27 protein-coding genes and 1 tRNA gene are annotated in these 26308 nt (G+C 53.1%); 11 read left to right on the forward strand and 17 right to left on the reverse strand.

The genetic code is table 11. The features are described 5' to 3' along the window. Positions 1-2: 2 nt before the first annotated feature. From mltB to metX, 12 genes are all read right to left on the reverse strand, one after another. Positions 3-1079 carry a lytic murein transglycosylase B gene (mltB, locus tag LVJ83_RS07735; protein WP_244783950.1) on the reverse strand — a complete coding sequence of 359 codons (1077 nt, stop codon included), beginning with the start codon at positions 1077-1079 and terminating at the stop codon, positions 3-5. 302 nt (positions 1080-1381) lie between these two features. After that, positions 1382-1834, reverse strand: coding sequence for a 50S ribosomal protein L9 (gene rplI / locus LVJ83_RS07740; RefSeq protein WP_244783951.1), 453 nt, complete (start codon positions 1832-1834; stop codon positions 1382-1384). Between the two features lie 18 nt (positions 1835-1852). Further along, positions 1853-2083 carry a 30S ribosomal protein S18 gene (rpsR, locus tag LVJ83_RS07745; RefSeq protein WP_132952286.1) on the reverse strand — a complete coding sequence of 77 codons (231 nt, stop codon included), beginning with the start codon at positions 2081-2083 and terminating at the stop codon, positions 1853-1855. 6 nt (positions 2084-2089) lie between these two features. Beyond that, a complete protein-coding gene (gene priB, locus LVJ83_RS07750) occupies positions 2090-2386 on the reverse strand; it encodes a primosomal replication protein N (protein WP_244783952.1) in 297 nt (98 codons plus the stop codon). Between the two features lie 3 nt (positions 2387-2389). Further along, a complete protein-coding gene (rpsF, locus tag LVJ83_RS07755) occupies positions 2390-2776 on the reverse strand; it encodes a 30S ribosomal protein S6 (RefSeq protein WP_244783953.1) in 387 nt (128 codons plus the stop codon). A gap of 441 nt (positions 2777-3217) precedes the next feature. Beyond that, entirely contained in the window at positions 3218-5014 is a 1797-nt protein-coding gene (gene lpdA, locus LVJ83_RS07760; RefSeq protein WP_244783954.1) for a dihydrolipoyl dehydrogenase, read from the reverse strand. Between the two features lie 91 nt (positions 5015-5105). Further along, positions 5106-6752 carry a dihydrolipoyllysine-residue acetyltransferase gene (gene aceF, locus LVJ83_RS07765; protein WP_244783955.1) on the reverse strand — a complete coding sequence of 549 codons (1647 nt, stop codon included), beginning with the start codon at positions 6750-6752 and terminating at the stop codon, positions 5106-5108. 129 nt (positions 6753-6881) lie between these two features. Next, positions 6882-9551: a pyruvate dehydrogenase (acetyl-transferring), homodimeric type gene (gene aceE / locus LVJ83_RS07770; RefSeq protein ID WP_244783956.1), complete on the reverse strand. Its 2670-nt coding sequence runs from the start codon at positions 9549-9551 to the stop codon at positions 6882-6884. A 461-nt stretch (positions 9552-10012) separates the two neighbouring features. Continuing rightward, positions 10013-10618, reverse strand: coding sequence for a Smr/MutS family protein (locus LVJ83_RS07775; protein ID WP_244787702.1), 606 nt, complete (start codon positions 10616-10618; stop codon positions 10013-10015). 94 nt (positions 10619-10712) lie between these two features. Then, positions 10713-11435, reverse strand: coding sequence for an SDR family NAD(P)-dependent oxidoreductase (locus LVJ83_RS07780; RefSeq protein WP_244783957.1), 723 nt, complete (start codon positions 11433-11435; stop codon positions 10713-10715). A 203-nt stretch (positions 11436-11638) separates the two neighbouring features. Then, positions 11639-12220 (reverse strand): methionine biosynthesis protein MetW, encoded by a 582-nt coding sequence (gene metW / locus LVJ83_RS07785; protein ID WP_244783958.1) that lies wholly within the window; start codon positions 12218-12220, stop codon positions 11639-11641. Next, positions 12217-13356, reverse strand: coding sequence for a homoserine O-succinyltransferase MetX (gene metX / locus LVJ83_RS07790; protein WP_244783959.1), 1140 nt, complete (start codon positions 13354-13356; stop codon positions 12217-12219). Before metX ends, metW begins: the two co-directional genes overlap by 4 nt. Positions 13357-13482: 126 nt before the next feature. On the opposite strand from metX, the gene LVJ83_RS07795 reads away from it, so the two are divergent. Then, on the forward strand, positions 13483-13662 hold the full coding sequence (locus tag LVJ83_RS07795) for a protein MIGRI (RefSeq protein WP_244783960.1): 180 nt from the start codon (positions 13483-13485) through the stop codon (positions 13660-13662). An 87-nt stretch (positions 13663-13749) separates the two neighbouring features. On the opposite strand, the gene LVJ83_RS07800 is transcribed toward LVJ83_RS07795, so the two are convergent. Together LVJ83_RS07800 and LVJ83_RS07805 are read right to left on the reverse strand one after the other, a co-directional pair. Continuing rightward, positions 13750-14184 (reverse strand): hypothetical protein, encoded by a 435-nt coding sequence (locus LVJ83_RS07800; RefSeq protein ID WP_244783961.1) that lies wholly within the window; start codon positions 14182-14184, stop codon positions 13750-13752. Continuing rightward, the gene (locus LVJ83_RS07805) at positions 14177-15487 is read right to left on the reverse strand and encodes a homoserine dehydrogenase (RefSeq protein ID WP_244783962.1); all 1311 of its coding nucleotides are present in this window, start codon (positions 15485-15487) and stop codon (positions 14177-14179) included. Before LVJ83_RS07805 ends, LVJ83_RS07800 begins: the two co-directional genes overlap by 8 nt. A 115-nt stretch (positions 15488-15602) precedes the next feature. Here LVJ83_RS07805 and LVJ83_RS07810 point away from each other — a divergent pair, with 115 nt between their 5' ends. Then, positions 15603-15974, forward strand: coding sequence for an Mth938-like domain-containing protein (locus LVJ83_RS07810; RefSeq protein ID WP_244783963.1), 372 nt, complete (start codon positions 15603-15605; stop codon positions 15972-15974). Between the two features lie 531 nt (positions 15975-16505). Here the strand turns inward: LVJ83_RS07810 and LVJ83_RS07815 are convergent. Continuing rightward, positions 16506-17423 (reverse strand): IS3 family transposase, encoded by a 918-nt coding sequence (locus LVJ83_RS07815; protein ID WP_244787704.1) that lies wholly within the window; start codon positions 17421-17423, stop codon positions 16506-16508. After that, positions 17312-17662, reverse strand: coding sequence for a helix-turn-helix domain-containing protein (locus LVJ83_RS07820; RefSeq protein ID WP_244783964.1), 351 nt, complete (start codon positions 17660-17662; stop codon positions 17312-17314). The genes LVJ83_RS07815 and LVJ83_RS07820 overlap by 112 nt, the downstream gene beginning before the upstream one ends. Positions 17663-17842: 180 nt before the next feature. Here LVJ83_RS07820 and LVJ83_RS07825 point away from each other — a divergent pair. Continuing rightward, positions 17843-17918, forward strand: a tRNA-Thr gene (locus LVJ83_RS07825). 643 nt (positions 17919-18561) lie between these two features. Here LVJ83_RS07825 and LVJ83_RS07830 read toward each other — a convergent pair. After that, the gene (locus LVJ83_RS07830; protein ID WP_244783965.1) at positions 18562-19452 is read right to left on the reverse strand and encodes a LysR family transcriptional regulator; all 891 of its coding nucleotides are present in this window, start codon (positions 19450-19452) and stop codon (positions 18562-18564) included. A gap of 123 nt (positions 19453-19575) precedes the next feature. On the opposite strand from LVJ83_RS07830, the gene LVJ83_RS07835 reads away from it, so the two are divergent. From LVJ83_RS07835 to LVJ83_RS13585, 8 genes are all read left to right on the forward strand, one after another. Then, entirely contained in the window at positions 19576-20160 is a 585-nt protein-coding gene (locus LVJ83_RS07835) for an NAD(P)H-binding protein (protein WP_244783966.1), read from the forward strand. Between the two features lie 236 nt (positions 20161-20396). Next, on the forward strand, positions 20397-21689 hold the full coding sequence (locus LVJ83_RS07840; protein WP_244783967.1) for an NTP/NDP exchange transporter: 1293 nt from the start codon (positions 20397-20399) through the stop codon (positions 21687-21689). Positions 21690-21913: 224 nt separating this feature from the next. Next, positions 21914-22693 (forward strand): NADPH-dependent F420 reductase, encoded by a 780-nt coding sequence (locus tag LVJ83_RS07845; protein WP_244783968.1) that lies wholly within the window; start codon positions 21914-21916, stop codon positions 22691-22693. A 151-nt stretch (positions 22694-22844) separates the two neighbouring features. Next, on the forward strand, positions 22845-23717 hold the full coding sequence (locus tag LVJ83_RS07850) for a formylglycine-generating enzyme family protein (RefSeq protein WP_244783969.1): 873 nt from the start codon (positions 22845-22847) through the stop codon (positions 23715-23717). Positions 23718-23835: 118 nt separating this feature from the next. After that, positions 23836-24438, forward strand: coding sequence for a flavodoxin family protein (locus LVJ83_RS07855; protein ID WP_244783970.1), 603 nt, complete (start codon positions 23836-23838; stop codon positions 24436-24438). A gap of 77 nt (positions 24439-24515) precedes the next feature. Then, positions 24516-25346 (forward strand): SDR family oxidoreductase, encoded by an 831-nt coding sequence (locus tag LVJ83_RS07860; RefSeq protein WP_244783971.1) that lies wholly within the window; start codon positions 24516-24518, stop codon positions 25344-25346. A gap of 223 nt (positions 25347-25569) precedes the next feature. Beyond that, a complete protein-coding gene (locus LVJ83_RS07865; protein WP_244783972.1) occupies positions 25570-26112 on the forward strand; it encodes a nuclear transport factor 2 family protein in 543 nt (180 codons plus the stop codon). Continuing rightward, positions 26105-26236 carry a hypothetical protein gene (locus tag LVJ83_RS13585; protein ID WP_280515209.1) on the forward strand — a complete coding sequence of 44 codons (132 nt, stop codon included), beginning with the start codon at positions 26105-26107 and terminating at the stop codon, positions 26234-26236. Before LVJ83_RS07865 ends, LVJ83_RS13585 begins: the two co-directional genes overlap by 8 nt. Positions 26237-26308 lie beyond the last annotated feature (72 nt).

Below are 26308 nucleotides of genomic sequence, written 5' to 3' on the forward strand. Positions count from 1 at the left end.
CTTTACAGGCGGTAATTGCCGCTGACACCGTTGGCGATATCGCGCACGGCAGTCACATACATACGGCTGTGGTTGTATTGCCAAACGGCATAAAAATTATTCAGACCGAGATAATACTCATACACCCCCGGGCTGGTTTCGAGGCGATATAAGATGGCTTTTTCATCATCAGCTACCCCTTCCTGCGGTTGAACACCCAAACGTTTGAAATCGGCTACGGTGCGGGTGAGCGCGGTTTTTTCGTCGATAATGCTTTGTAACTCCTGATTAATGGTGAGCGACACCGGCACCACCATCTTGCCGTTGGTTTTCCAACCGTGCGCTTTCATATAGTTGGCCACCGAAGCGGCCACATCGCCGACGTTGTTCCAAATATCATGGAAGCCGTCACCATCATAATCCACCGCGTATTTGCGAAAGCTTGACGGCATAAACTGCGGCATACCCATGGCACCGGCATAGCTGCCTTTAAAGCTGAACACATCACGCTTTTCAGCTTTTGCCATCAACAGAAATTCATTCAATTCTTTTTGGAAAAATTCGGCACGGCGCGGGTAATCGAATGCCAGCGTGCTCAGCGAATCGGCTACCCGGAAGCTGCCCATATTGGTGCCGTAATTGGTTTCAATGCCCACAATCGCGACAATGATTTCAGCCGGCACACCGTAACTCTTCGCCACCGCATCAATCACCCCTTTGTTTTTCGCATAAAACTGCTTGCCCGCGCTGACGCGGCTGCCGCCGGCATTAGCTTGGCGGAATTCATACCACGGCTTAGAAGTGCCGGGGCGGTTCATGATATTGATAATGTTGCCTTTGTATGCAACACCGCCGAAAAAGTTTTGCAGCTCGTTATACGAGAATCGGCCGCTTTTTACCTCATAATCGATAAAGCGCTGCACATTGGCATTGCCGTTAAAGCCACTGATAGCTACCGATTCGGCAGCATCATCAAACACCGGCCGCTGGGCTTGCGGCACTACCGCGGTTTCGGGCGCGTTACTGCCCTCCGGTGGCTGCGGCGCACTACAGGCAGCCAAAATCAGCGCAGCAGTGAGCGGAACGGCAATTTTTTTCATATCGTTTAATCCAATGTGTGATAAGAAGTAGAAACAGAGCGCAGTTTATCAAATTTACAGGCCGTCTGAAAGCATTGTTGTTTCAGACGGCCTGTTGGAGTTGTTTATCCTTCGCCGTATTGCAATATTAAAAACAAAGGCAGCAGATTAAAGTAATACCGGCCAATACGGCAAATCAATACAGCTAACAGAAATCATGCAGCCGAGTTGTTTTACGTATGTTGGCACCGCTCGGATTCATCAACAAGCAAGCAAAGGCCGTCTGAAATATTTTCAGACGGCCTTTACTCACAACCGAAGAATTACTCGACAGCAGGCACAACCGCTACGGTAATTTTAGCTACGGCATCAGTGTGCAGCGCCACTTCCACTTCGTACTCGCCGACAGCCTTGAAAGGGCCTTCCGGCAGGCGTACATTGGATTTGGCTGCTTCAATACCGGTGGCGCGGATGGCTTCGGCGATATCAGCGTTGGTTACAGAGCCGAACAGGCGGCCGTCAACACCGGCTTTTTGCGCTACGGTGATGGTTTGGCCGTCCAGTTTTTCTTGGCGGGCTTGCGCATCGGCCAAAATTTCAGCCTGTTTGGCTTCCAGGTCGGCGCGGCGTGCTTCGAATTCTTTCATGTTGGCTTCGGTTGCACGTTTGGCTTTACCGCTGGGAATCAAAAAGTTGCGGGCATAACCGTTTTTCACGGTTACTACGTCACCCAGATTACCCAGGCCGCCGATTTTTTCTAACAGAATGATTTGCATGTTACTTTTCTCCGTCAATTATTTATGTTGGTCGGTGTAGGGCAACAGCGCCAGGAAACGGGCGCGTTTAACCGCAACAGACAGTTGACGTTGATAACCTGCTTTGGTACCGGTGATGCGGGCAGGAATGATTTTGCCGTTTTCAGCGATAAAGTCTTTCAACAGGTCTACTTGTTTGTAATCCACTTCTTGGATTTTTTCAGCCGTGAAACGGCAGAATTTTCTACGTTTGAATGATTGACGAGCCATTGTCGTTTAACCTTTATATTCTTGAATGTTTTGTATCCGCAGTATCGGCCGTGGAAAGCGTTTGCTTCTTTGTGCAAGAAAACCGCTCACTTCCACCATTATATTTTTCCGATGCTGCCACTGCACAGCTTCCTCACCGATAATCTTGGCCGGCATTTCAAACTTAACCAAGCATTGCTGGCCGTTTTCCTGCTGCCAGGATTCATGTTTCAACACCACATCAAGCACGGGAATACCGGCGGGGGTGTAGCGCAGGCTGCCGATTTCGGCAATTTGCGCAGCAAGGGTAAGAAGATTTTCCAATCTTTAAGCTTCGGCAGTTTCTTCTTTAGCTTCTTCAGCCGCGCCGCTGTTGCTCAGCAGGCTTTTCGATTTCTCGTCTTTCATCATCGGAGAAGCTTCGGTAACGGCATGTTTGGTTTTGATGGTCAGGTGGCGCAATACCGCATCGTTGAAGCGGAAAGCGGTTTCGATTTCTTCAACCACTTCCGGCGTTGCTTCGATGTTCATCAAAACATAATGTGCTTTGTGGATTTTATTGATCGGGTAAGCCAGTTGGCGGCGGCCCCAGTCTTCCAAACGGTGGATGGTACCGTTGGCTTCGGTAATCATGGTTTTGTAGCGTTCAACCATTGCGGGCACTTGCTCGCTTTGATCAGGGTGAACGATAAACACGATCTCATAATGACGCATGTTATCTCCTTACGGTTTAAAAAACAGCCTTTTGCCATGCGAAAAGCAAAAGGCAAGGTTGCAAAACGGGAAATTATAAACGCTTTCTGCTTGCAGTGCAAGCATTGGCTGCTCCTGCCTGCCATCCGCCCTATTTATCCAAAAAATCATCATTTCATCACGCACAAATAATCAAGCAGCCGTCTGAAAAATACCGGCAAGGCTTTTGATGCTTGAAGGTATTTTTCAGACGGCCTTTTACGATAACCGAAGCATAACCGTTATCTATTGGCTTAACAGCTTGTTACTGCTGCCGATGGAATCATACCCATTCACAAAAGTAAGCTAACAAACGCCGTTAGGTTATTTTTGTGAATGGGTATAACCATGCCGCTGCTTGGTGATGAAAGCGCCGATAACTGCTTCATCGGCCGCTCTTTCAAGCCATACCGGCAAAAACGCTTATTTTTTCTTGCGTTGAGGCGGTAAGTCGGTGCAAGTGCCTAAAGCCACCTCTGCGGCCAAACCGATGGTTTCGCCTAACGTCGGATGCGGGTGGATGGTTTTGCCGATATCGGTGGCATCACAACCCATTTCAATCGCCAGACAGATTTCGCCGATCATATCGCCGCCATTAGGGCCGACAATCCCACCGCCGATAATCCGGCCGCTTTCGGCATCAAAAATCAGCTTGGTAAAGCCTTGGTCGCAGCCGTTGGCAATAGCGCGGCCGGAAGCGGCCCATGGGAAGTTGGCTTTGGTGATTTTCACACCTTCTGCTTTGGCGGTGGTTTCGGTAACGCCCACCCAAGCCACTTCCGGCGCGGTGTAGGCCACACCCGGAATCACGCGGGCATCGAAATAAGCTTTGTGGCCGGCACAGTTTTCAGCGGCCACATGGCCTTCGTGTACGGCTTTGTGCGCCAGCATCGGTTGGCCGACAATATCGCCGATGGCGTAAATATGCGGCACATTGGTGCGCATCTGCTTGTCTACCTCGATAAAGCCGCGGTCAGTTACCGCCACACCGGCTTTTTCGGCATCAATCAGCTTGCCGTTGGGCGCGCGGCCTGCGGCCACTAAAACGGCATCGTAACGCAGCGGCTCTTTCGGTGCATTTTCACCTTCAAAAGTCACATAAATACCGTCTTCTTTGGCATCTACGGCTACGGTTTTGGTGTTGACCATAATGTTGTCGAAGCGGTATTCATTCAGCTTCTGCCACACTTTGACCAAATCACGGTCGGCGCCCTGCATCAGGCCGTCCATCATTTCCACCACATCCAGGCGGGTGCCCAGTGTGCTGTAAACCGTACCCATTTCCAAGCCGATGATACCGCCGCCGATAATCAGCATTTTACCCGGCACTTCTTTCAGCTCCAACGCGCCGCTGGAATCGATGATGCGCGGATCTTCAGGGATAAACGGCAAATTCATCACGCGGCTGCCCGCGGCGATAATGCAGTTTTTAAACGCAACGGTTTTCTTTTCGCCGGTTTCGACGGCTTGCTCGTATTGCGCACTGTCGGTCAGCGCCACTTCGATGTGATTGGGGCCGACAAACAAGCCGTTGCCCTGAATCACGTCTACTTTGCGCGCTTTGGCCATGCCGGCCAAACCACCGGTGAGTTTGCTGATGACTTTTTCTTTGTAGCCGCGCAGCATGTCGATATCTAACTCAGGCTCAGGATATTTGATGCCGTTGGCGGCCAGGTGGCGCACTTCATCAATCACTGCCGCATTGTGCAGCAGCGCTTTTGAAGGAATACAGCCCACGTTCAAACACACACCGCCCAAAGTATTGTAGCGCTCGATAATCGCCACTTTCAGTCCTTCATCGGCTGCGGCAAAGGCAGCAGAATAGCCGCCGGGGCCGCCGCCCAACACCACCACATCGTATTCGACATCGGCAGAACCGCTGAATGAGGCCGCCTGCGGCGCGGGTGTAGATTCCGCTTTGGCTGCCTCTGCTTCGGCAGCCGGCGCCGCTGCCGGTTGTTCTTCGGCTTTAACGCCGTCGGCTGCCGCTTCGATAACGGCAATGATGCCGCCTTCTGAAATTTTATCGCCTACTTTAACCTTTACTTCTTTCACCACACCGGCAGCCTCGGCGGGCACATCCATGGTGGCTTTGTCGGTTTCCAAAGTAATCAGCGTGTCTTCAACGGCTACTGTGTCGCCCGCTTTGATTTCCACGGCAATAATGTCCACATTTTCGTGGCCGCCGATATCGGGCACTTTCAGTTCGATCAAGCTCATGTTTCACCTTTCGTAAAGCAGCCTGATGCTGCTTTTTTCCAATATTTCTTTCAGACGGCCTCAAACTCTATCGAGGCCGTCTGAAACAGCTTTACAATACTACGCGGCGGAAGTCTTTCAGCAGATTGGCCAGATACACGGTAAAACGCATACCGGCAGCACCGTCAATCACGCGGTGGTCGAAAGACAGGCTCAGCGGGCACATCAGGCGCGGTTCGAATGCAGAGCCGTTCCATACCGGTTTCATCTGCGATTTGCACACGCCCAAAATAGCCACTTCGGGTGCGTTGACAATCGGGGTGAAACCGGTGCCGCCGATGCCGCCCAAGCTGGAAATGGTAAAGCATGCGCCTTGCATTTCCTGCGGTTTGAGCTTGCCTTCGCGGGCTTTTTTCGACAATTCGCCCAATTCGATGCTGATTTCTTTGAGACCTTTTTTGTCGGCGTCTTTAATCACCGGCACGACCAGGCCGTTGGGGGTATCGGCGGCAAAACCGATGTTGTAGTATTTCTTCAGAATCAGGTTGTCGCCGTCAAGTGAAGAATTGAATTCGGGAAATGCTTTCAGCGCGGTTACTGAAGCTTTGATGATGAAAGCCAGCGGCGAGAGCTTCACGCCTTCACGCTCCCATTCTTTGTTGAGCTGTTTGCGGAAATTTTCCAGCTCGGTCATGTCGGCATCTTCGTTAACGGTAACGTGCGGAATCACTACCCAGTTGCGCGACAGATTTTGGCCGGAAATTTTCTTGATGCGCGACAACTCTTTGGTTTCGATTTCGCCGAATTTGCTGAAATCGATTTTCGGCCACGGCAGTAAATCCAAGCCGCCGCCCAAAGAAGCACCGGTAGCGGCCGCCGGCGCGCCTTTGCCTGCACCGCCCTGCATGGCGGCTTTCACAAAGGCTTTAATGTCGTCGCCCATGATGCGGCCTTTCAAACCGCTGCCTGTTACCAAGCCCAAATCCACGCCCAGTTCACGTGCCAGTTTGCGTGCAGAGGGGCCGGCATGGGCTTTGGCAAATGCGGCTTCATTCACCGGGGTGTTGCCGAATGCGGCTTTAGGCGCGGATGCAGCAGGTGCCGGTGCGGCGGCGGGTGCCGCAGGTGCTGCTTTCGGGGCTTCGGCAGCAGGTGCCGCAGCCGGAGCAGCGGCTGCACCTTCGGCTTCCACTTCGATAATCGCCGTGCCTTGCGACACTTTGTCGCCCACTTTGATGTAAACGGCTTTGACCACACCGGCAGCGGTACTCGGCACGTCCATCGTGGCTTTGTCGGTTTCCAAAGTGATCAGGGTATCGTCTTCGGCAACGGTGTCGCCCACTTTGACTTCAACCGCAATCACGTCTACATTGTCGTGGCCGCCGATATCGGGCACTTCTACTTTAACAGTTGCACCGGCGGCGGCAGGTGCGGCCGCTTGTGCCGGCGCCGGCTCGGTTGCGGGCGCAGATTCTTGTTTCGGCGTTTCTTGTACGGGTGCGGCTTCTGCGGCTGCACCTTCGGCTTCAACAGTCAGAATTACGCTGCCTTCCGATACTTTGTCGCCCACTTTGATGTTGACGGCTTTTACCACGCCTGCCGCATCAGCAGGCACATCCATCGTGGCTTTGTCGGTTTCCAAGGTAATCAGGGTGTCGTCGATGGCGATGGTGTCGCCTGCTTTCACTTCAACGGCAATCACGTCTACATTATCGTGGCCGCCGATATCGGGTACTTTGATTTCTACGATTTGGCTCATCGTGCTTTCCTTTAACAGCCGCAACACAACGGGTGTTGCAGGCTGGTTGGTTTTGTTAAAACGAAACGATTAAACTTTGCAGACAGGATTCAGACGGCCTGACCGTTCAAAGGCCGTCTGAACGCTTTCTCAGCGCTTCCAGCTCGGTGCGGTATCGGTTTTGATACCGTATTTTTCAATCGCTTGTTGCACCACTTCTTTGCCTACCTTGCCTTGTTCGGCCAACGCGCTCAAAGCGGCAACGGCAACATGGCGGCTGTCGACTTCAAAGAAGTCGCGCAGGTTGGCGCGTGAATCGCTGCGGCCGAAGCCGTCGGTGCCCAACACATGGTAATCGTTGGGAATATAGGCGCGGATGCGGTCGGCAAAGCTGCGGATATAGTCGGTAGAGGCAATCACCGGGCCTTCGCGGCCTTGCAGTTGCTGGGTCACAAACGGCAGTTTTTTGTCTTCCAGCGGGTGCAGACGGTTGTAGCGCTCGGCCTCGATGGCATCACGGTGCAACAGGTTGAACGAAGGCACAGACCAAATATCTGCTTCAACACCAAAGTCGTTTTTCAGCAGCTCGGCGCCTTTGATGATTTCGTTCAAAATCACGCCCGAGCCCATCAGCTGCACTTTCTTATCGCCTTTACCGCCTTCTTTGAAGAGATACATGCCTTTGATGATTTCTTCTTCAATACCCGCACGTTGCGGCAGTGCCGGATGGGTGTAGTTTTCGTTCATCAACGTCAGGTAGTAGTACACATCTTCGTGTTCCACATACATACGGCGCAAACCGTCTTGCACAATCACGGCCACTTCGTAAGAGAAGGTCGGGTCGTAAGAAATGCAGTTCGGAATCAAATCGGCCTGAATCTGGCTGTGGCCGTCTTCGTGTTGCAAACCTTCGCCGTTGAGCGTGGTACGGCCTGCGGTGCCGCCGAGCAAAAAGCCGCGGGCATGCATATCGCCGGCAGCCCAAGCCAAATCGCCTACGCGTTGGAAGCCGAACATTGAGTAGTAAATGTAAAACGGAATCATGGCGAAATTGCTGTTGGCATAACTGGTGGCGGCGGCAATCCAATCGGCCATTGCGCCCGGCTCGTTAATACCTTCTTGCAGAATCTGTCCGTCAACCGATTCTTTATAGAACATCAGCTGGTCTTTATCCTGCGGGGTATATTGCTGGCCTTTAGGGTTCCAGATGCCGTATTGGCGGAACATGCCTTCCATGCCGAAAGTGCGGCTTTCATCAGGCACGATGGGCACAATGCGCTTGCCGATCTGCTTGTCTTTCAGCAAGGTGCTCAAAATGCGCACAAACGCCATGGTGGTGGAGAATTCGCGGTCGCCGCTGGATTGCAGCTGGGCATCGAAAGTTTCCAACGCCGGAATCGGCAGCGCTTCTTTATTCGGGTTACGTTGCGGCAAGTAGCCGCCCAGCGAATTGCGGCGCTCGCGCAGATATTTCATCTCTTCGCTGTCTTCCGGGAAGCGGTAGTAAGGCAGATCGCCGCTGTCGATTTGCTCGTCGGTTACCGGAATGCTGAAACGGGTGCGGAATTTTTTCAGTGATTCCTTATCCATTTTTTTGGCTTGGTGCGCCACGTTTTGGCCTTCGCCGGAAGCACCCATGCCGTAACCTTTAATGGTTTTGGCCAAAATCACGGTCGGACGGCCGTGGTTGTTGTTTACGGCTTCATAATAAGCGGCATAAACTTTGTGTGGGTCGTGGCCGCCGCGGTTCAATGCCCAGATTTCATCGTCGGACATATTGGCAACCATGGCTTTCAGCTCGGGCGTGTTGAAGAAATGCTCGCGAACATAAGCGCCGTCTTTAGATTTGTAGGTTTGGTAGTCGCCGTCCAAACATTCGTTCATGCGCTGTTTCAGTGCATTGTTGGTATCGGCGGCCAAAAGTGCATCCCAGCGGCTGCCCCAAATCACTTTCAAGACATTCCAGCCGGCACCGCGGAAGTTGCCTTCCAGCTCTTGAATGATTTTACCGTTGCCGCGCACCGGGCCGTCGAGGCGTTGCAGGTTGCAGTTAATCACAAAAATCAGGTTGTCGAGGCCTTCGCGGGCAGCCAGCGAAATCGCGCCTTGGCTTTCCGGCTCATCCATCTCGCCGTCACCGCAGAATACCCATACTTTACGGCCTTTGGTTTTGGTCAGGCCGCGTGATTCCAAATATTTTAGGAAGCGTGCCTGATAAATCGCCATCAACGGGCCCAAGCCCATCGATACGGTGGGGAACTGCCAGAAATCAGGCATCAGGTGCGGGTGCGGGTAGGAAGACAAGCCTTCGCCTTCTACTTCCTGACGGAAATTGTCGAGCTGTTTTTCGTTCAGACGGCCTTCAACAAACGCGCGGGCATAAATGCCGGGCGCAGAGTGGCCTTGAATAAAGACCAAATCACCTTCTTCGCCTTCGCCTTTGGTGCGCCAAAAGTGGTTGAAACCAACATCGTATAACGTGGCGGCAGATTGGAAAGAAGCGATATGGCCACCCAGCTCCAAATCTTTTTTACCGGCACGCAATACCATGGCGGCGGCATTCCAGCGGATAATCGAGCGGATACGGTGTTCCAATTCCTGATTGCCCGGCGACTTTTGCTCTTTGCCGACCGGAATGGTGTTCAGATAAGCGGTAGTGGCATCAAAAGGCAGGTAAACACCGCGGCGGCGGGTGTATTTCACCAGGTTTTCCAGCAGAAAATGCGCACGTTCGGTGCCTTCAGTTTCCAGCACAGAGCTTAACGCATCCAACCATTCCTGGGTTTCAATCGGATCAACGTCATTAATTTGGGTGGACATAATTATCCCTTCTGTTGAGTGTTATGAAACAGGGCTTGAACAAGCCCTACTCGCTTTCGTTTTCGAACCTAATTTGCACATTAACGAACATCGCAGCTGCCGGCTGAGCTTTAAGCAGGCATAAACATATAAAATTCAATCATTTAATTTCATTTCACACATTAACACGGCGGAATGATGGCGTTATATGCAATTTTCCTTTGAAATCCTATCAGTAAATAAGCAAGCTGGCAAACGGGTAAATGATGTCGAAATTTTTAAAAATGCAGTTGAATTTTGTGCCGCTGCCTATTTACATTCTCTTTCGAACATCAATCAGAAAAAAATGCCGGTTTTATTTTCTTTTAAGAACGAAAATTAACCGGAAACGAACTGCTTTACAGCGATACAACCGATTTTCAAATAATCGGAATAACCGTTAAAACGCGTAAAACCTGCAACGGCAGCAACCGACTGTACGGTCAGCGATTGTTGCGCTTAATCAGAATCCTAACCGCACCGTCATTGCCTTGATGCAGCTCGGCGTAAGCCAATACATCAGGATGCGCCATCAGCCAGCGGCGCACGGTATTTTTCAACACCGGCTTGTAGCCTGCCGAACCCAAACCGCTGCCGTGCACAATTTCGCCGCACACGCCGCGGCGGGCCACAAATAAGATAAACTCATTGAGCACTTGCTGCGCCTGCTCCTGCGTGTAGCCGTGCAAATCCACATCGGCCACCACCGGCCAATGGCCGCTTTGCAGGCGGCGGATGTCGTTTTGCCCCTGCCCGTTTTTGCTGAACGTGGCCGGCGGTTCGCCCCAACCGCCGTCGCCCACATAAAAATAATCATCCGCATCTGATGCGGCGGCTTCTTTTGCACGGGGTTTGATGGGCGATGAGTCTCTTGGCGGAGTATAACGGTTGGTGTTTTTCAAAGGTATGACATCGGCCATTTCTTTGGCAAAATCCACTTGTCCGGCGTTCTGTTTGCGCTTGGCATCTTCAGCCTCAGCACGCGCTTGCGCCGCCGCTTTCGCCTGCTTGCCTAAGTTTTTTAAAGTTGATTGGAAGTCGTTGCTCATCATGAATCCTGATATCTTTATCGCTTGTTTCAGACGGCCTTTCGGTTGAGGCGGTATTTTTCTTTATCACTAAACAATGATTTCATAAAGCCAATCAATCGCGCACATCGGCCAGCCTCTGACTGCCGAATTGCGGCTGGGCAATCATGGCGGCAAGCACGGTTGCCGTATCTTCGGCGCTGCTCAAACCGCCCGCTGTTTTCAAATCTTGAAAACGCTGCACCATCGGAAAAACACCGGCATCAGCCATGCGGATTTCTGCCTGCATCGGGGTGTCGACAACCCCCGGCGCGATGCTGGCAATCTGCACATGCCGATGCCCTTCGGCGGCGATGCAGCGCGCATGATGGTCGAGCGCGGCTTTGGTTGCGCCATACACGCTCCAACCCGGATAAGCGGTGCGTCCGGCGCCGCTGCTGATGTGTGCGATTTTCAACATAGCGGCGGCAGGTTTCGCGGCGACGGCATGGTTGCTCAGCAACAGCGGTGCGGTAATGTTCAACGACACGGCTTGGCAGAGGGCGTCGGCATCTTGCTGCCCCGCTACCGCATTGGGTGCAACCGTGCCGGCATTGTTAATCAACACGATTTCATCGGCATCGGACATAAAGTGCCGCATCATGCCGTCTGAAAGCCATTTTATCAACGCTTGGCTGTCGCTTAAATCAATAAGATGTTGTTGCAGTATTTCAGACGGCCTCAAATCTGTCGGCCGCCGCGACAAACCCAACACTGCGCGGCCTTGCGCCAGATAATAAGCAGTCAAGGCTCGACCCAAGCCGCTGCTGTGGCCGCTGATGATGATTTTGCTGTTCATCAGAAAAACTCCTGCGTGTTGTTTGGTGAAAGGCCGTCTGAAACTCTATGCTTTCAGACGGCCTGTTATCTAGGGTGTCCGGACAATTCGATTTATGGGTGTATTTTGCCCCTGAAAACGCATCTGCTGCGTTTTTGCCCGGCATCTGTACTTTTATCACAAAAAATCTGAATCATTCTGAATAATCAGAACACCCCAGCTGTTCAACCCACCCGGTAAAACGCCAAGCTGCCCAATAAATTCGGCATGAGGTTAATCCGCTTGCTGCCGGTCATCACGGTGCGCTCGAGTATGTTGATGTGGTTTTTAGCGCACAAACGGTCGAAGTCTTGCAAGGTGCACCAATGGATATTAGGCGTGTTATACCATTGGTAAGGCATGCGCTCCGACACGGGCATGTGGCCGGAAAATGCAATTTGCAAACGGTTGCGCCAATAGCCGAAATTGGGGAACGACACAATCGCCTGTTTGGCCACGCGGGTCAGGTCTTGCAAAATGGTTTCGGTGTTTTGCATGGCCTGTATGGTTTGACTCAACACGATCACATCAAAGCTGTTGTCGTCAAACGCCTGCAAACCCTGCTCCAAATCGGCCTGAATCACATTGACGCCGCAGCTGATGGCGGCCACCACGCTGTCGGTGTCGATTTCCACCCCGTAGCCGCTGCATTGTTTGTGCGCCACTAAGGCCGATAAAAGTTCGCCGTCGCCGCAGCCCAAATCCAGCACCCGGCTGCCGGCGGGAATCCAGTCGTAAATCAGTTGTAAGTCGTCGCGCAATTTCATGCCTGCAATTCCTTGTAAACATTATTCATATAAGCACGAACGGCGCGGGTATACGGCTCGTCTTCCATTAAAAAAGCATCGTGGCCGTGGTTGGATTCTACTTCGATATACTGCACCGGCTTGTGTGCCGCCACCAGCGCTTTCACCAATTCATGCGAACGCTCGGGGGCGAAGCGCCAATCGCTGCTGAAACTGGCCACAAAAAATTTGGCCTGTGTGCGGCTTAAGGCCGTCTGAAGGTTGTGGCCGTATTCGGCGGCGGGGTCGAAATAATCCAGCGCCTTGGTCATCAGCAGATAAGTGTTGGCATCAAAACGTTCGGAAAATTTATCTCCCTGATAACGCAGATAAGATTCCACTTCAAATTCAATGCCGTAGCCGTATTGATAACCCTCGCCGCGCAATGCCCGACCGAATTTTTTACCCAGCCCTTCTTCAGCAAGATAAGTAATGTGCCCCATCATGCGGGCGATGCGCAAACCCCGCCGCGGCACGGTGTTGAAACGGACATAATGGCCGCCGTGAAAATCAGGGTCGGTTAGAATCGCCTGGCGGGCGACATCGTTAAAGGCGATATTTTGCGTGGAAAGCTTGGGCGAGGAAGCAATAACCAAAGCATGGCGCACCCGCTCCGGCAAATCGATGGCCCATTGCAAAGCCTGCATGCCGCCAAGGCTGCCGCCCGCCACTGCCGCCCATTGCGCAATGCCGAAATAATCGGCCAGCATGGCTTGCGAATGCACCCAGTCTTTTACCGTAACCATCGGAAAATCTGCACCATAATTTTCGCCGGAAGCGGGATTGGCCGACAAAGGCCCGGTGCTGCCGTGACAACCGCCGAGATTGTTTAAGCCGACCACAAAAAACTTTTCCGTATCAATCGGTTTGCCCGCACCGACCATGTTGTTCCACCAACCGGGATATTTGTCTTCATGCGTATGGCGGCCGGCCACATGATGGTTGCCCGAAAGCGCGTGGCAGATTAAAACGGCATTGCTTTTGTCGGCATTGAGTGTGCCGTAAGTTTCAACCATCAAATCAAAGCGCGGCAACACTTGCCCGTTTTGCAGCACCAGCGGCACTTCAAATGGGATTTTTTGCGGAATCACAAACTCTTCGGCGGTATGGATGGTCATTTCAATCAGGCAGACGGTGCGGAAAACCGTTATTATAACGGCTTGGGGCTGATTTGTGCATGGCACTTGCCGCCACACGCTGATGCAGAGGCAGTTGTTTTTTCAGACGGCCTTAGGGAAATCAAAATGATAGGCCGTATATTAAGAATATTCTTTTTTGTTGCACTGATTGCATTGATTATCCACCGCCTGTTTAACCGCCGGCAGAAACGGGCGCTGCATGAAATCGTGCAAATCAGCGCCTGGGTGTTTTTGGCCGCAGCCGTGCTGGCGTTGGCTTGGTATGTGTGGATGGCATATGCCTGATATATCAAACCAATACAATCATCAAAAGGCCGTCTGAAATAAAAATGCTTTCAGACGGCCTTAATCACGATAACGGCTTCATGCGGATTACGGTGCTTTAAGTGCTGCCATACATTGTTTGTCGCGCGCTTCAAACCGGGCGGCACCACCGAGCAAATCCAACTGCGCTTGGGCGCTGATTTTGCTGAACGACTGTATCTGCTTTTCAGTCAGCTTTTCCAGCGGTTCATCCCACATGCAGGTGCAGTAATCATCAATCACACCGGCCGATTGCCCTTCCAGCCCGGCCGTTTTCAAATCGGCCTGCCACTTTTCGGAAAACGGCACATTTTTGATGCAGGATTCAATAATCGCCTGCTTGGCTTTGGGTTTGGAAAGCGCACATTGCGACAAAAAGAAAAAACCGGCAAACAGCGACATCACCACCCAAAACCAAATGCGGATGGTGCGGATTTTTGCCTTGGTTTTGCGCCGCTGCGCCTCGGCCTCGGGGCTGAGCCCGGGTTTATCGGCTTCAGGCATGCAGGCTCTCCATGCGGATCATCACCACCGGGCGCTCAACCGAATCAAGCGCTTCAATGGCTGCAATCGCCGCCTTGATGTTTTTCTCTACCGTGCTGTGGGTCAGAATCACGATTTCGGCGATGGTTTGCTTAATCACGCCTTTTTGAATCAGCGCTTCGATCGATACCCCTTCGTCTGCCAGCAGGTTGGCAATCCGGCCGAGCACGCCGGGTTTGTCTTCCGCTTCAACGCGCAGATAATAGCTGCTGGTGATTTCGTCCATCGCCAACATGCGTTGTGCCTTCACTTCGCCGGCCTGAAATGCCAGATGCGGCACGCGGTTGCCCGAATCGGCAGTAATCAGGCGGCTGATATCGATGATATCGGCCACCACCGCGCTGGCAGTCGGCAATGCGCCCGCCCCGGCACCATAATAAAGCGTTTCGCCGACCATATCGGCATCTACGCGCACGGCATTCATCACTCCGTTAACATTTGCCAGCAGGCGGCATTCGGGAATCAAGGTGGGATGCACGCGCAATTCGATGCCTTGTTCGCTTTTGCGGGTGATGCCCAACAGCTTCACACGGTAGCCCAATTCTTCGGCATAGCGGATGTCGCGGCTGTCGAGCTTGCTGATGCCTTCCAGATAGCAGGCGTTGAAATTGACCGGCGTACCGAAAGCCAACGCGCTCATAATGGTGATTTTGTGGCCGGCATCGTGGCCTTCGATATCAAATGTCGGGTCGGCCTCGGCATAACCCAATTCCTGCGCCTGTTTCAGCACATCGGCAAATGCGCTGCCTTTTTCACGCATTTCGGTCAGAATAAAATTGCTGGTGCCGTTAATGATGCCGGCAATCGAGCGGATATTGTTGGCCGCCAAACCTTCGCGCAAAGCCTTGATAATCGGAATACCGCCCGCCACCGCCGCTTCAAACTGCACCATCACGTTTTTCTGCTCGGCCAATGAAAAAATCTCATTGCCGTATTCGGCCAACAGCTTTTTATTGGCAGTTACCACATGCTTGCCGTTTTCAATCGCTTCGAGCACCAAATCTTTGGCAATTTCGGTGCCGCCAAACAGCTCTACCACAATGTCTACCTCGGGATGCCGCACCACGGCAAACGGGTCATCGGTAATCAATGTCGATTCGGCACAAGCGGCGCGGGCCTTTCCGGCATCACGGGTAGACACCATAAACACATTCACATCGCGGCCCAAGCGGCGGCTGATTTCCGCCGCATTATTGCGTAAAACTCCGACGGCACCGCTGCCGACGGTTCCCAAACCTAAAATGCCGATATTGACAGGCTTCATCGTGTCTCCTTAAGCCACAGTGTGTTAGTATAAGCGCGCGGGCTTGCTCTGAATAAAGGGCTTAATGCTACCCGAATTCGCCTGATTTTGCACCTGAATTTTATGGAAACACGCCATGCAGATTGAAGAAAGCCACAACGCCAAAACCCTCACACTCGAAGGCTACACCCCGGGCCGTATCGAAATCAGCGGCACCGTTCACACCGAGGCCGTGATATTGCAGTCCGACAGCGTTTGCCCTGCCGGCATCAACACCCCCGCAGAGCTGACCGAGCAACACTTGCTGACCGCCGCAGAAAGCAGCACGCCGCCAGAAGTAATACTGGTCGGCACCGGTGAAAAACAAATCTTTCTACACCCCAAAATGGCCGCTGCCCTGGCCGCCAAAGACATCGGCTTGGAAAGCATGACCACCGCCGCCGCCTGCCGCACTTATGTGATTTTGCAAAGCGAAGGCCGCCGCGTGTGGGCATGGTTGTGGCCATAAGCAGTTTTTGCGGCGTTTCATCAAGGTGTCACATACAACGGCCATACTGGCGGCATAGTCAAAGCGTTGCCATGCAGTAACGCGGCGCAGGCCACAACCCAGCTTTCCCCAAGGAGCTACACCATGCAACACCGCAGACGACAAAGCGTTTTCCAAGCCGCCAAACGTGCGTTTAACGCCCACAGCAAGCCCTCTGCCCCGACAACCGCTTCCATGCCGGTATCAGGCCGCTGAGCCGAATTCGTAACGCTCAACGCATATCTCAAATGTGCGTTTTTTTATTTTAGACTGTGATTGCAGATTGTTTTCATCCCCATTCATAAAAGTCAGCTAAACAGGCGGCGGGTTGACAGTGCACACATATGGAGCTGGTTAACTTGGTGCTTCAGCGCCTTAGCGAAACCGGCCTTCTTTGAACGCAGGCAAGCCAATAAAGTTAGGTTATTTTTGTGAATGGGTATCGACGGCCTTATGATGTTTGAACTGCCCCCCAAATCTTGGACATTTTCAAACTGCTGAATCAATCACGCTTCAAGCGGCGGTTGCAAACTGAGTTCTGTATGCCACAGGGCTCAGTTTTTTCAAATTCAAACTCAATCGCTCATAGTTGTAGTAGCGGATATAGTCATGTATTTCCGCCTCCAATTCCTCTATCGAAGCAAAAGTCCGGTTGTAGAAACATTCCGTCTTCAATATTGCGAAAAAACTCTCCATCGGCGCATTATCCCAACAATTGCCTTTACGCGACATGCTTTGGGTAATGCCTGCCTCTGCCAATTGCTCGCGATACGCATGGCAGCGATACAATACGCCCTGGTCGGAGTGCAGCATCGGTTTGCGTGCGCCCAGTTGCGCCACTGCCTGTGACAGCATGGTCGTTACCATTTCGCTGTTCGGGCGGCGCGACAGGTGATAGCTGCGGATTTCGCGGTTATACAAATCGAGTATCGGCGACAGATACAGCTTTTGACCGTCGCATTTGAATTCGGTGACATCGGTCAGCCATTTCTCGTCGGGTGTGTTGGCGCTAAAGTTGCGCTTCAACAGATTCTCGGATGTTTCGCCCATCGCCGGCGGGTGGTATTTTCGCTTGGCTCTGACGATGGCTTTCAAATTCATTTTTTTCATCAGCCGCGCTGCTTTCTTGGTGTTCCATGACAGTGCGGTGGCAATGCGCCTTTGTCCGTAACAGCCTTTGTGCTGCTGGTAAACGGCGTATACTGCTTCCATATCTGCCTGATCTTTGTCGGGCTTTTGGTTGCTTTTTCTGCTGAAGTAGAAGCTGCTGTGTGACAGTTCGGCAGATTCGCAAAGATATTTTAGCGGGTGTTCTGTTTTTAATGCTTCGATGATGCGGGCTTTTTCTCGGTTGGGTTTGCGCGCTTCATCAGCGCATCGAGCTTTTTTAGATAGGCGTTCTCCGCTCTGAGGTAGGCGACTTCTTCTAATAGCTCTGCCTGTGTTTTTTCGGCATCGGGCTTGTCGGTAATAAAGGGGTTTTTGCGTTGTTTGGACATGGTGCTTTGGGGGTGCTCCAGCGCGTGGATGCCTGCCCGCTCGTAGGCGGCAATCCATCGGCGTAAGTGGGTTCGGGATATTTGAAGCTCGTCTGCGGTGCGTTGTTGGCTTCTGAGTGCATAATAACGCATCACGGCCTGATGTTTGAAGTGTAGGCTGTATTTGGACATAAGAAAACTGTACCTTTCATGGGTTGGTGGGGGTGTCCAACTTTTGGGGTACAGTTCAGTTTTCAGACGGCCTGTAAAGAAATAATCAAAAATAAAACAATACCTTTCTAAAAAAAGCATGCCGATACAGCAAAAAAACTTGCCAACCGCCGCCAAGACGGGCATAATGCGCACTTCTTCGCCGGTATAGCTCAGTTGGTAGAGCAGCTGACTTGTAATCAGAAGGTCCCGAGTTCGACTCTTGGTGCCGGCACCAAATATAAAACAGCCCGATTTAATCAAATCGGGCTGTTTTTTATCGGTTGCCGATGCCCGGCATGCAGACGGATTGATCACCAACTTTCCTGACTACTTGATTTACGGTGTATTTTCCCCTTAGGGCGTCCTGATGTGTCGATTTATGGGTGTATTTTGCCCCTGTAAACCGACACATCAGGATACCCTATTCCGCAAAATACCGGATCTTACTGCATTTTGTATTTTCTCATGGTTATGAAATGCTCAACAGACATCGGAAACACCCTATTAAAAGGCCGTCTGAAAGTAAAAACACTTTCAGACGGCCTTTTAATACCCATTCACAAAAACAGCCTAACTTTATTGGCTTGCCTGCGTTCGAAGAAGGCCGGTTTCGCTAGGGTGTCCGGACAATTTGTTTATGAGGGGATTTTTGTTCCTGAAAATGCAGATGCCAGGCAAAAAACGCAGCAAGATTGAACATCTTGCGAGGCTTTTTAACGCAGCAGATGCGTTTTCAGGGGCAAAAATACACCCGTAAATCGAATTGTCCGGACAGCCTAAGGCGCTGAAGCACCAAGTCAACCAGCTCCATATGCGTGTACCGCCTTCAACCTCAATATTGCCGGCAACTTCAGAAAGCCCCGGCAAGTGTGTTTCGGCTATTCGCGCAACACTTCAACCAATGCCTGCAACAAAGGCGAGCCTGAGCGCCGGTTGGGGTAGTAAAGGTAATAGCCGGGATAGGTAATCGCCCAATCGTCCAATACGGTTTTCAGACGGCCTGAAGACAGCTTTTCCGTAATCGAATCGCGCGGTGTCCACATCAAGCCGTGTCCGGCTGCGGCGGCATTTTGCAGCAAAAAACCACTGTTGGCGGTAAAACGGCCTTGTGGGCGGATTTTGACGGTTTTGCCGTCGTCGGGATTGGTAAATTCCCACGCTAACAGGCCGCCGTGGGTGGGCAGACGCATTGCCAGGCATTGGTGGGCGCTTAAGTCGGCCGGGGTTTGCGGTGTGCCGTATTGCGCCAGATAAGCGGGGGCGGCAGCCACACACATCTGCATATCGGGCGACAGGCGCACGGCAATCATGTCTTTGGCTACATCGTCGCCCAAGCGGATGCCGGCATCGAAACGCTCGGCCACGATATCGATAAAGCGGTTTTCTGCCACTAATTCCAGCGACACATCGGGGTAAACCTGCAAAAAGTGTTCAAATTTCGCCCACAACACCGATTCAAAAACATGTATGCTGCCGTTTACCCGCAGGCTGCCGCGAAGATTTTCCTGTTCATTCAACACATTGCTGATTTCTTGATCGATGTTTTCAAACAAGGGCAGCAAATGGCGATACAGCCGCTCACCCGCTTCGGTAGTGGAAATGCTGCGTGTGGTGCGGTGGAACAATTTCACTCCCAAGCGGCTTTCCAATGCCCGCATGCTGTGGCTCACTGCCGATTGCGATACGCCGGTTTGCGCAGCGGCTTTGGTAAAACTGCCGGTTTGCGCCACAGCGATAAAGGTGCGCAGATCGTTTAAATTTTCTGCCATGATGCCTGCCTTTGCCGATTCATGATTTCAATTCATGTCAGTATACATCTTTTACCCACTAATCAAGAATAATCCGCTTGTTTTATGATGCATGCTGATGTTTATCGAATGGGATGCAATGCCATGACCAATATTTTGATTTTAGGTGCCGGCGGCAGCTTGGCCGCACAAGTGATTCCCGAATTATCGGCCGATGAAAATCTTTTGCTGACGCTGTTTGTGCGCCGCCGCAACCGTGTCCGGGCTTTTGAAAACCACCCGCGCATACGCATCATAGAAGGCGATGTGCTGGATATGCACGCGTTAACAAATGCCATGCGCGGGCAGGATATCGTTTATGCCGGTTTGGCGGGTGTGCTTGAAGCGATGGCACGCAATGTGGCCACGGCGATGGCCGACACCGGTGTGCGCCGCCTGATTTGGGTCAGCTCGATGGGCATTTATGGCGAAACCGGCGAAGACCACGGCGCCATACTCAAGCCCTACCGCCGCTCTGCCGCCATTATCGAAGCTTCCGGCCTGGATTACACCATTCTGCGCCCAGCATGGTTTACCAACGGCAGCGAAATTGATTATGCGCTCACACAAAAAGGCGAGGCATTCCGAGGCAGCAGCATTTCCCGCCGCAGCTTGGCTCACTTTATCGGCAAACTGGTCAGACAGCCCGAACACCATATCGGTGAAAGCTTGGGCTTGGCAAAATGCTGAAATATGGCTTAGGGTGTCCTGATTTGTCATATATCATCATCTTTTTTGCGCTAAAAGCACATCTGCTGCGTTAAAAAGCCTCGCAAGATGTCCAATCTTGCTGCGTTTTTTGCCTGGCATCTGCATTTTCAGGAACAAAAATCCCCTCATAAACGACACATCAGGACACCTTGGGCCGTCTGAAAACCGCCGTGCTGTGCTTTCTGATGATGGTTATTTTTCAAACCGGGTAAACCATGAATTTTTCTTCTCCTCTGCCGGCCGCCGAACGATGGCGCCACATCATGCGCTTTTGCCCCGGCGAAGGCCGTGTATTGGCTTGGTCTTTTGTTTACGTGTTTGTGCTGTTTGTGGCTTATTACGTGATGCGCCCGATACGCGATGAATTGGGTGTAGCCGGCGGCATCGGCAATCTGCCGTGGCTGTTTACCGGCACCCTGCTGGCCATGCTGGCGGCAAACCCTTTGTTTTCGATGTTGGTCAAACGCTGGCCGCGCCGCAAATTCGTGACCGTGGCTTATCGTTTTTTCACGCTGAATCTGTTGCTGTTTGCAGCGGCGTTGGCGCTAACGGATGATGTGCAGCAGCAATGGGCCGGACGGGTGTTTTTTATCTGGTTGTCGGTATTCAACCTGTTTGTGGTATCGGTGTTTTGGTCGCTGATGGTGGATGTGTTCGACAGCGAGCAAAGCAAACGCCTGTTTGGTTTGCTCGCCGCCGGTGCCACGCTGGGCGGTTTGGCCGGCTCGGCTTTAACCGCCAATCTGATTGCGCCTTTAGGGCCGGTGGGGTTGCTGCTGCTGGCGGCTGTTTTGCTGGAAACGGCGGTTTTTGCGGCCAAAAAGCTGTTGCAACAGCATACCCGCACCGCACCGCAGGCAGAAGAAATTATCGGCGGCAGTGTGTTTGCCGGCATAGCGCACACCTTCCGTTCGCCTTATCTGCTGGCCATTTCGGCATTTATTTTGCTGTATTCGATTACCTCGACGCTGCTGTATTTCCAGCAGGCGGAAATTGCCGGCGCCTACTTCAGCGACCGTGCCGCCCGCACGGCGTTTTTCGCCCACATTGATTTATGGGTCAACGGCCTGACGCTGTTGTGCCAATTGTTCCTCACCGGCCGTATGGTGCGCCGCTTAGGGATGGTGGTTGTGTTGTGCGTGCTGCCGGCGCTGAGCACGGCCGGTTTTGCCATGTTGGCAGCGGCGCCTTCCATCGGCGTATTTGTGGCGGTGCAAGTGGCGCGGCGGGTGAGCAATTTTGCCTTTGCCCGCCCTGCCCGCGAAATGCTGTTTACCCGCCTGCCCCGCGAAGACCGCTATAAAGCCAAAAATTTTATCGACACCGTGGTCTACCGCAGCGGCGATCAGGTGGGCAGCTGGGGCTATGCAGGTCTGGGCGCGCTGGGCATGGCCATACCCGCCATTGCCCTACTGGCCGTGCCGGTGTGTGCGTTGTGGATGGGGCTGAGCGTGTGGTTGGGCAGGCAGCAAAACCGGCAGCCGTCTGAAACACCGCCGCATTCATGAATACTGCTCATAACCAAATGCAGATTTACCCGGCTAATCAAGAGGCGGCAGCTTCTTTATCATAGGATGAACCATTCGAAATTGATGAAACATAGTGAAATGAATAAAAATGCTGCGGTGTTGCGGCGCCTTGTATCACTGCTTTCTTCATTCCACTATGGCTTTGCAATCAAGCAACCCGACAGGCCGTCTGAAACACGGCTACAGATTTATCAAAGGAGGCCATGATGTCTTATACCCGTCGTAATACTTTGAAAATGCTGGCCGGTATCGCCGCTTTAGGCGTGCTGCCCTCTTGCCATGCCGCCCCTGCCGACAATGGCCGCAACGCGGCTGCTGCCGCTACCCATGACGCGGCTGCTGCTGCGCCCGCAGCCGGCCGGCCGCTCAAAATCGGCATCATCGGTGCCGGCTGGCTGGGCGGCACAGTGGGGCGCATTTGGGTGAAAGCCGGGCATGAAGTGATGTTTTCCGCCCGTAATCTGGATAAAGTGCGCCGCGATATTCAGGGCTTGGGCGCCCGTGCCCGCGTCGGCACCCCCAAAGAAGCGGCGGCATTCGGCGATGTGTTGCTGTTTGCCGTACCTTATACTGCCATGGATCAGCTGGGCAAAGATTTGGCGCCCGAAATCCGCGGCAAAATCGTATTGGATGCCACCAACACCAACGGCAGCGATCCGCGCGTACAGCAGGAAGCCGGCGGCAATGTGGCGGTAATGAGCAGTATTCTGCTGCCCGACACCCGCTTGGTGCGCGCTTTCAGTTGTGTTGATGCCACTCAGATTGAAGCTTCGTTTGAACGCGGCGGCCGCAACCCGCTGGCCGTGCCGATTGCCGGCGATGATGCCCAAGCGCTGGCCACTGCCGAACAATTGGTGCGCGATACTCATTGCGTGCCCGTTTCGGTGGGCGGTTTGGCCAATGCGGTGAAATTTCAACGCGGCTCGGCTGCATTCCGCAACCACACCAACGAAGCGGAAATGCGCCGGATTTTAGGCGTATAAAGTTTGAGGCCGTCTGAAAACGGCTTCAGACGGCCTCTGTAAAACAATTGACAAACAAATGCTGCACAACAGCTTTACAAGGCTCCGACAAGCTCCGCCGCTCGGATTTAACGGTTTAGCAATCGCCCTATCATCAGACAAGGAAGAAAACATGAAACTGCCCCTTCTTTTTTCAGGCGGCCTGTTGGCGCTGCTTTCTGCCTGTTCGCAAGCCGAAAACATCACGCCTGCCGCTCCGATGCCGTCTGAAACACCGCCGCAGACAGCCGCCGCACCCGCCTCGGTATACACCAACAGCATCGGCATGAAATTTGTGGCGGTGCCGGCCGGCAGCTTTCTGATGGGCTCGGCAGCAGCCGATTCGGCAGCTTTTGATGTTGAAAAACCACAACACCGCGTTACCCTCAGCCAACCGTTTTACATCGGGCAGTATGAAGTTACCCAAGCCGACTGGGAGCGGGTGATGGGAGAAGGCCCGTTTGCCCGCAGCCGCTCCAACCCCTATTACAGCCTGCCCGGCATGGCCGCACGAATTACCAGGCCCAACCACCCGGCCACCGTTTCATGGCAGGATGCGCAAGAATTTATCGCCAAACTCAATGCCTTGGAGCAAACCACCCGCTACCGTCTGCCTACCGAAGCCGAATGGGAATACGCCGCCCGCGCAGGCACGCAAAGCGCGTATTCTTTCGGCAACAATGAAGCCGATTTGGGGCGCTATGCCTGGTTTGGCGAAAACTTTACCGGCGGCGGCTCCCATCCGGTCGGCCAAAAGCTGCCCAACGCCTGGGGCCTGTATGACATGCACGGCAATGCTTGGGAATGGGTGAACGACTGGTTCACGCCCTACACCGCCGCCGCACAAACCGATCCGCAAGGCGCCGCTTCCGGCAGCGATAAAACCGTTCGCGGCGGCAGCTGGCACCGCACCGCCACCAGTTGGCGCGTGGCCTTCCGCAAACCTTATCCGATTGATTACCGCGGCATCAGCGTCGGCTTCCGATTGGCGATGGATGCACCATGAGGCCGTCTGATACTCATTCAAAAAAGCAAGCAAGGCGGCGAACCGAAAACAATACGCGCCGTCAGGTTATTTTGGTAAATAGGCATGAAAACAAGGCCGTCTGAAAGCAGGCAACATCATGAAACGTTTATACCCATTATTATTTGCAGGCATCATGCTGTCTGCGCCGCCATTCAGCAGCGCCCAACCGCCGAGGCCGTCTGAAAACCACAAGCCTTTGGTTGTCTACCTCAGCCGCACCCAAAACACCGCCGCCCTCGCCCGCATCATCCAACAGCAGACCGGCGCCGATTTGGCCGTGTTGGAAACACAAACGCCCTACCCGCAAAACTACCGCGCGGCCGTGGCGCAGGTTGCGCGTGAAAACGAGCACGGCTATCTGCCGCCGCTCAAACCGCTGCCGCATCAGCCCGCGCACTATCAAACCGTTTACCTCGGCTTTCCCGTGTGGGATATGCAGCTGCCGCCGCCGGTTAAAAGCTGGCTCGCACAAACTGATTTACGCGGCAAAACCGTGCACCCCTTCGCCACTCATGCCGGTTACGGCGCAGGCAGCAGCTTTGCAGATGTCAAACGCCTGTGCCGGGGCTGCACCGTTTCAGACGGCCTGAGCATGCAAGGCGGCCGGGAGCGCGACGGTATTTTGTTGGTCATACAAGGCCGCAAAGCCGCCGATGCCGGGCAACAAATCAGCAACTGGTTGAAGCAGTTGCAAAAATAATCAATCACACTATCAAACCGATGCTGCCGACATAACCGTACAGGCGGCGGGTTGTCATAAAGAAAGAAGGTTATCCCATGAAACAAGTCACTGTTGTTATCGGTTCGGGCGCCATCGCCCAAGCCATCGCCCGCCGCGTGAGCACAGGCAAACATATTTTACTGGCCGACATCCAGCCCGAGCATGCCGAAAGTGCCGCCAAAATCCTGCGCGAAGCCGGTTTTGAAGCGAGCACCGCCACGGTGGATGTGGCCGGGCGCGCTTCCGTGCAGGCTTTGGCCGAACGCGCCGCCGCGCTGGGCGACATCACCGGCGTGATCCACACCGCCGGGCTGTCTCCCTCGCAAGCCGCACCGCAAGATATTCTTAAGGTCGATTTATACGGCACCGCCGTGGTGTTCGACGAATTCGGCAAAGTGATTGCCGCCGGCGGCTCGGGCGTGGTCATCGGTTCGCAATCCGGCCACCGCCTGGCAGTAGACGAGCTTACCCAAGCGCAAGCCGATGCCTTGGCTACCCTGCCCGCCGAAGATTTGTGTTCGCTGCCGTTTGTGCAGCAAATCGACAACAGCCTGCGCGCCTACCAAATCGCCAAACGCGGCAATGCCTTACGCGTGCAATACGAAGCCGTACGCTGGGGCAGGCGCGGCGCACGCATCAACTGCATCAGCGCCGGCATCGTGTTTACCCCGCTGGCTTACGATGAATTGAACAGCCCCGAGCGCGGCGCCTTTTACCGCAATATGCTGGCAAAATCCCCCGTAGGCCGCGGTGGCACGCCCGATGAAATCGGTGCGCTGGCTGCGCTGTTGTTCGGCCCCGAAGGCGGCTACATCAGCGGCAGCGACATCCTCATCGACGGCGGCGCCACGGCATCGTATCACTACGGCGAGCTGAAACCGCAATAAATCCATCTGCGGATAATCAGACGGCTTGAAACGGAAAACCAATAGTTGAGGCCGTCTGAAAAGTTTACTAATCAAATCATATTCCTGCAATTTGATTTCAGACGGCCTGATACCGGTATACAGGTTCAAAATAAGTACAGCGAAACCCATTTTATGCAGCAATCGCCGTTTGATTCGCCCCTTTGGCTGATTTGATTGAATGCTATTGATTTAAGGAAGCACGATGAAAATATTGTTCAAACCTGTTCTGATAGCGCTGTCTCTGGCATCCACCGCCATGCCCGCCGCAGCCGAAACCGCACCGCAGCTGGCTTTTGCACACGCAGAAACAGCCGAACAACTGATCGAACGTCAGGCCATTCAAGATTTGGTCGATACGTTTTCCAATCTGGCTGATGAAAAACGGGTAGACGAACAGATGCCGCTGTTTACCGAAAACGCTCAAGTCACCACTTACACCGGCGGGCGGCTGTCGTCCGACTTGCACGGCCGCACCGAAATCGGCAATGCCTTCCGCCGGTTTTTGTCGGCCTTCCACACTGTTTATCACTTGAACGGCCAACTCACCGTCCGCTTTACCGGCAAAAACAGCGCCGAAGGCATCACTTATTGTGCGGTCAAATTGGTGGGAGAACAGGCGGGCAGACAAGTGTTGCACGAACACAGCGTACGCTATCAGGACACCTATCTGAAAAAAGACGGCAAATGGCTGATTGCCAAACGGGTTTCCCATTTTATGATCAGCGAAACCCGCCCTCTTGATTGATCTGCCGCCTGATGTTTATGCGACCTTCCGCCCGCCGACCGGCTGTTTGCATGAATATCAAACCGTATCAGGCCGTCTGAAAAACCAAATGGTGCTTTCAGACGGCCTGATGTTTCTTTATTAATGAATTATCTTCATAAGTATATATCGCCTAAATAGATTAATACCAAAAGATTTTAAAGGTAAAATCACCGAT

The sequence above is a fragment of the Uruburuella testudinis genome (assembly GCF_022870865.1).
Taxonomy (GTDB): domain Bacteria; phylum Pseudomonadota; class Gammaproteobacteria; order Burkholderiales; family Neisseriaceae; genus Neisseria; species Neisseria testudinis.

Bases quoted from the DNA above. Each gene is read 5' to 3' on its own strand.
- mltB (WP_244783950.1), bottom strand. From the start codon at position 1,079: ATGAAAAAAATTGCCGTTCCGCTCACTGCTGCGCTGATTTTGGCTGCC.
- rplI (WP_244783951.1), bottom strand. From the start codon at position 1,834: ATGCAAATCATTCTGTTAGAAAAAATCGGCGGCCTGGGTAATCTGGGT.
- rpsR (WP_132952286.1), bottom strand. From the start codon at position 2,083: ATGGCTCGTCAATCATTCAAACGTAGAAAATTCTGCCGTTTCACGGCT.
- rpsF (WP_244783953.1), bottom strand. From the start codon at position 2,776: ATGCGTCATTATGAGATCGTGTTTATCGTTCACCCTGATCAAAGCGAG.
- lpdA (WP_244783954.1), bottom strand. From the start codon at position 5,014: ATGAGCTTGATCGAACTGAAAGTGCCCGATATCGGCGGCCACGAAAAT.
- aceF (WP_244783955.1), bottom strand. From the start codon at position 6,752: ATGAGCCAAATCGTAGAAATCAAAGTACCCGATATCGGCGGCCACGAT.
- aceE (WP_244783956.1), bottom strand. From the start codon at position 9,551: ATGTCCACCCAAATTAATGACGTTGATCCGATTGAAACCCAGGAATGG.
- LVJ83_RS07775 (WP_244787702.1), bottom strand. From the start codon at position 10,618: ATGAGCAACGACTTCCAATCAACTTTAAAAAACTTAGGCAAGCAGGCG.
- LVJ83_RS07780 (WP_244783957.1), bottom strand. From the start codon at position 11,435: ATGAACAGCAAAATCATCATCAGCGGCCACAGCAGCGGCTTGGGTCGA.
- metW (WP_244783958.1), bottom strand. From the start codon at position 12,220: ATGAAATTGCGCGACGACTTACAACTGATTTACGACTGGATTCCCGCC.
- metX (WP_244783959.1), bottom strand. From the start codon at position 13,356: ATGACCATCCATACCGCCGAAGAGTTTGTGATTCCGCAAAAAATCCCA.
- LVJ83_RS07795 (WP_244783960.1), top strand. From the start codon at position 13,483: ATGATAGGCCGTATATTAAGAATATTCTTTTTTGTTGCACTGATTGCA.
- LVJ83_RS07800 (WP_244783961.1), bottom strand. From the start codon at position 14,184: ATGCCTGAAGCCGATAAACCCGGGCTCAGCCCCGAGGCCGAGGCGCAG.
- LVJ83_RS07805 (WP_244783962.1), bottom strand. From the start codon at position 15,487: ATGAAGCCTGTCAATATCGGCATTTTAGGTTTGGGAACCGTCGGCAGC.
- LVJ83_RS07810 (WP_244783963.1), top strand. From the start codon at position 15,603: ATGCAGATTGAAGAAAGCCACAACGCCAAAACCCTCACACTCGAAGGC.
- LVJ83_RS07820 (WP_244783964.1), bottom strand. From the start codon at position 17,662: ATGTCCAAATACAGCCTACACTTCAAACATCAGGCCGTGATGCGTTAT.
- LVJ83_RS07830 (WP_244783965.1), bottom strand. From the start codon at position 19,452: ATGGCAGAAAATTTAAACGATCTGCGCACCTTTATCGCTGTGGCGCAA.
- LVJ83_RS07835 (WP_244783966.1), top strand. From the start codon at position 19,576: ATGACCAATATTTTGATTTTAGGTGCCGGCGGCAGCTTGGCCGCACAA.
- LVJ83_RS07840 (WP_244783967.1), top strand. From the start codon at position 20,397: ATGAATTTTTCTTCTCCTCTGCCGGCCGCCGAACGATGGCGCCACATC.
- LVJ83_RS07845 (WP_244783968.1), top strand. From the start codon at position 21,914: ATGATGTCTTATACCCGTCGTAATACTTTGAAAATGCTGGCCGGTATC.
- LVJ83_RS07850 (WP_244783969.1), top strand. From the start codon at position 22,845: ATGAAACTGCCCCTTCTTTTTTCAGGCGGCCTGTTGGCGCTGCTTTCT.
- LVJ83_RS07855 (WP_244783970.1), top strand. From the start codon at position 23,836: ATGAAACGTTTATACCCATTATTATTTGCAGGCATCATGCTGTCTGCG.
- LVJ83_RS07860 (WP_244783971.1), top strand. From the start codon at position 24,516: ATGAAACAAGTCACTGTTGTTATCGGTTCGGGCGCCATCGCCCAAGCC.
- LVJ83_RS07865 (WP_244783972.1), top strand. From the start codon at position 25,570: ATGAAAATATTGTTCAAACCTGTTCTGATAGCGCTGTCTCTGGCATCC.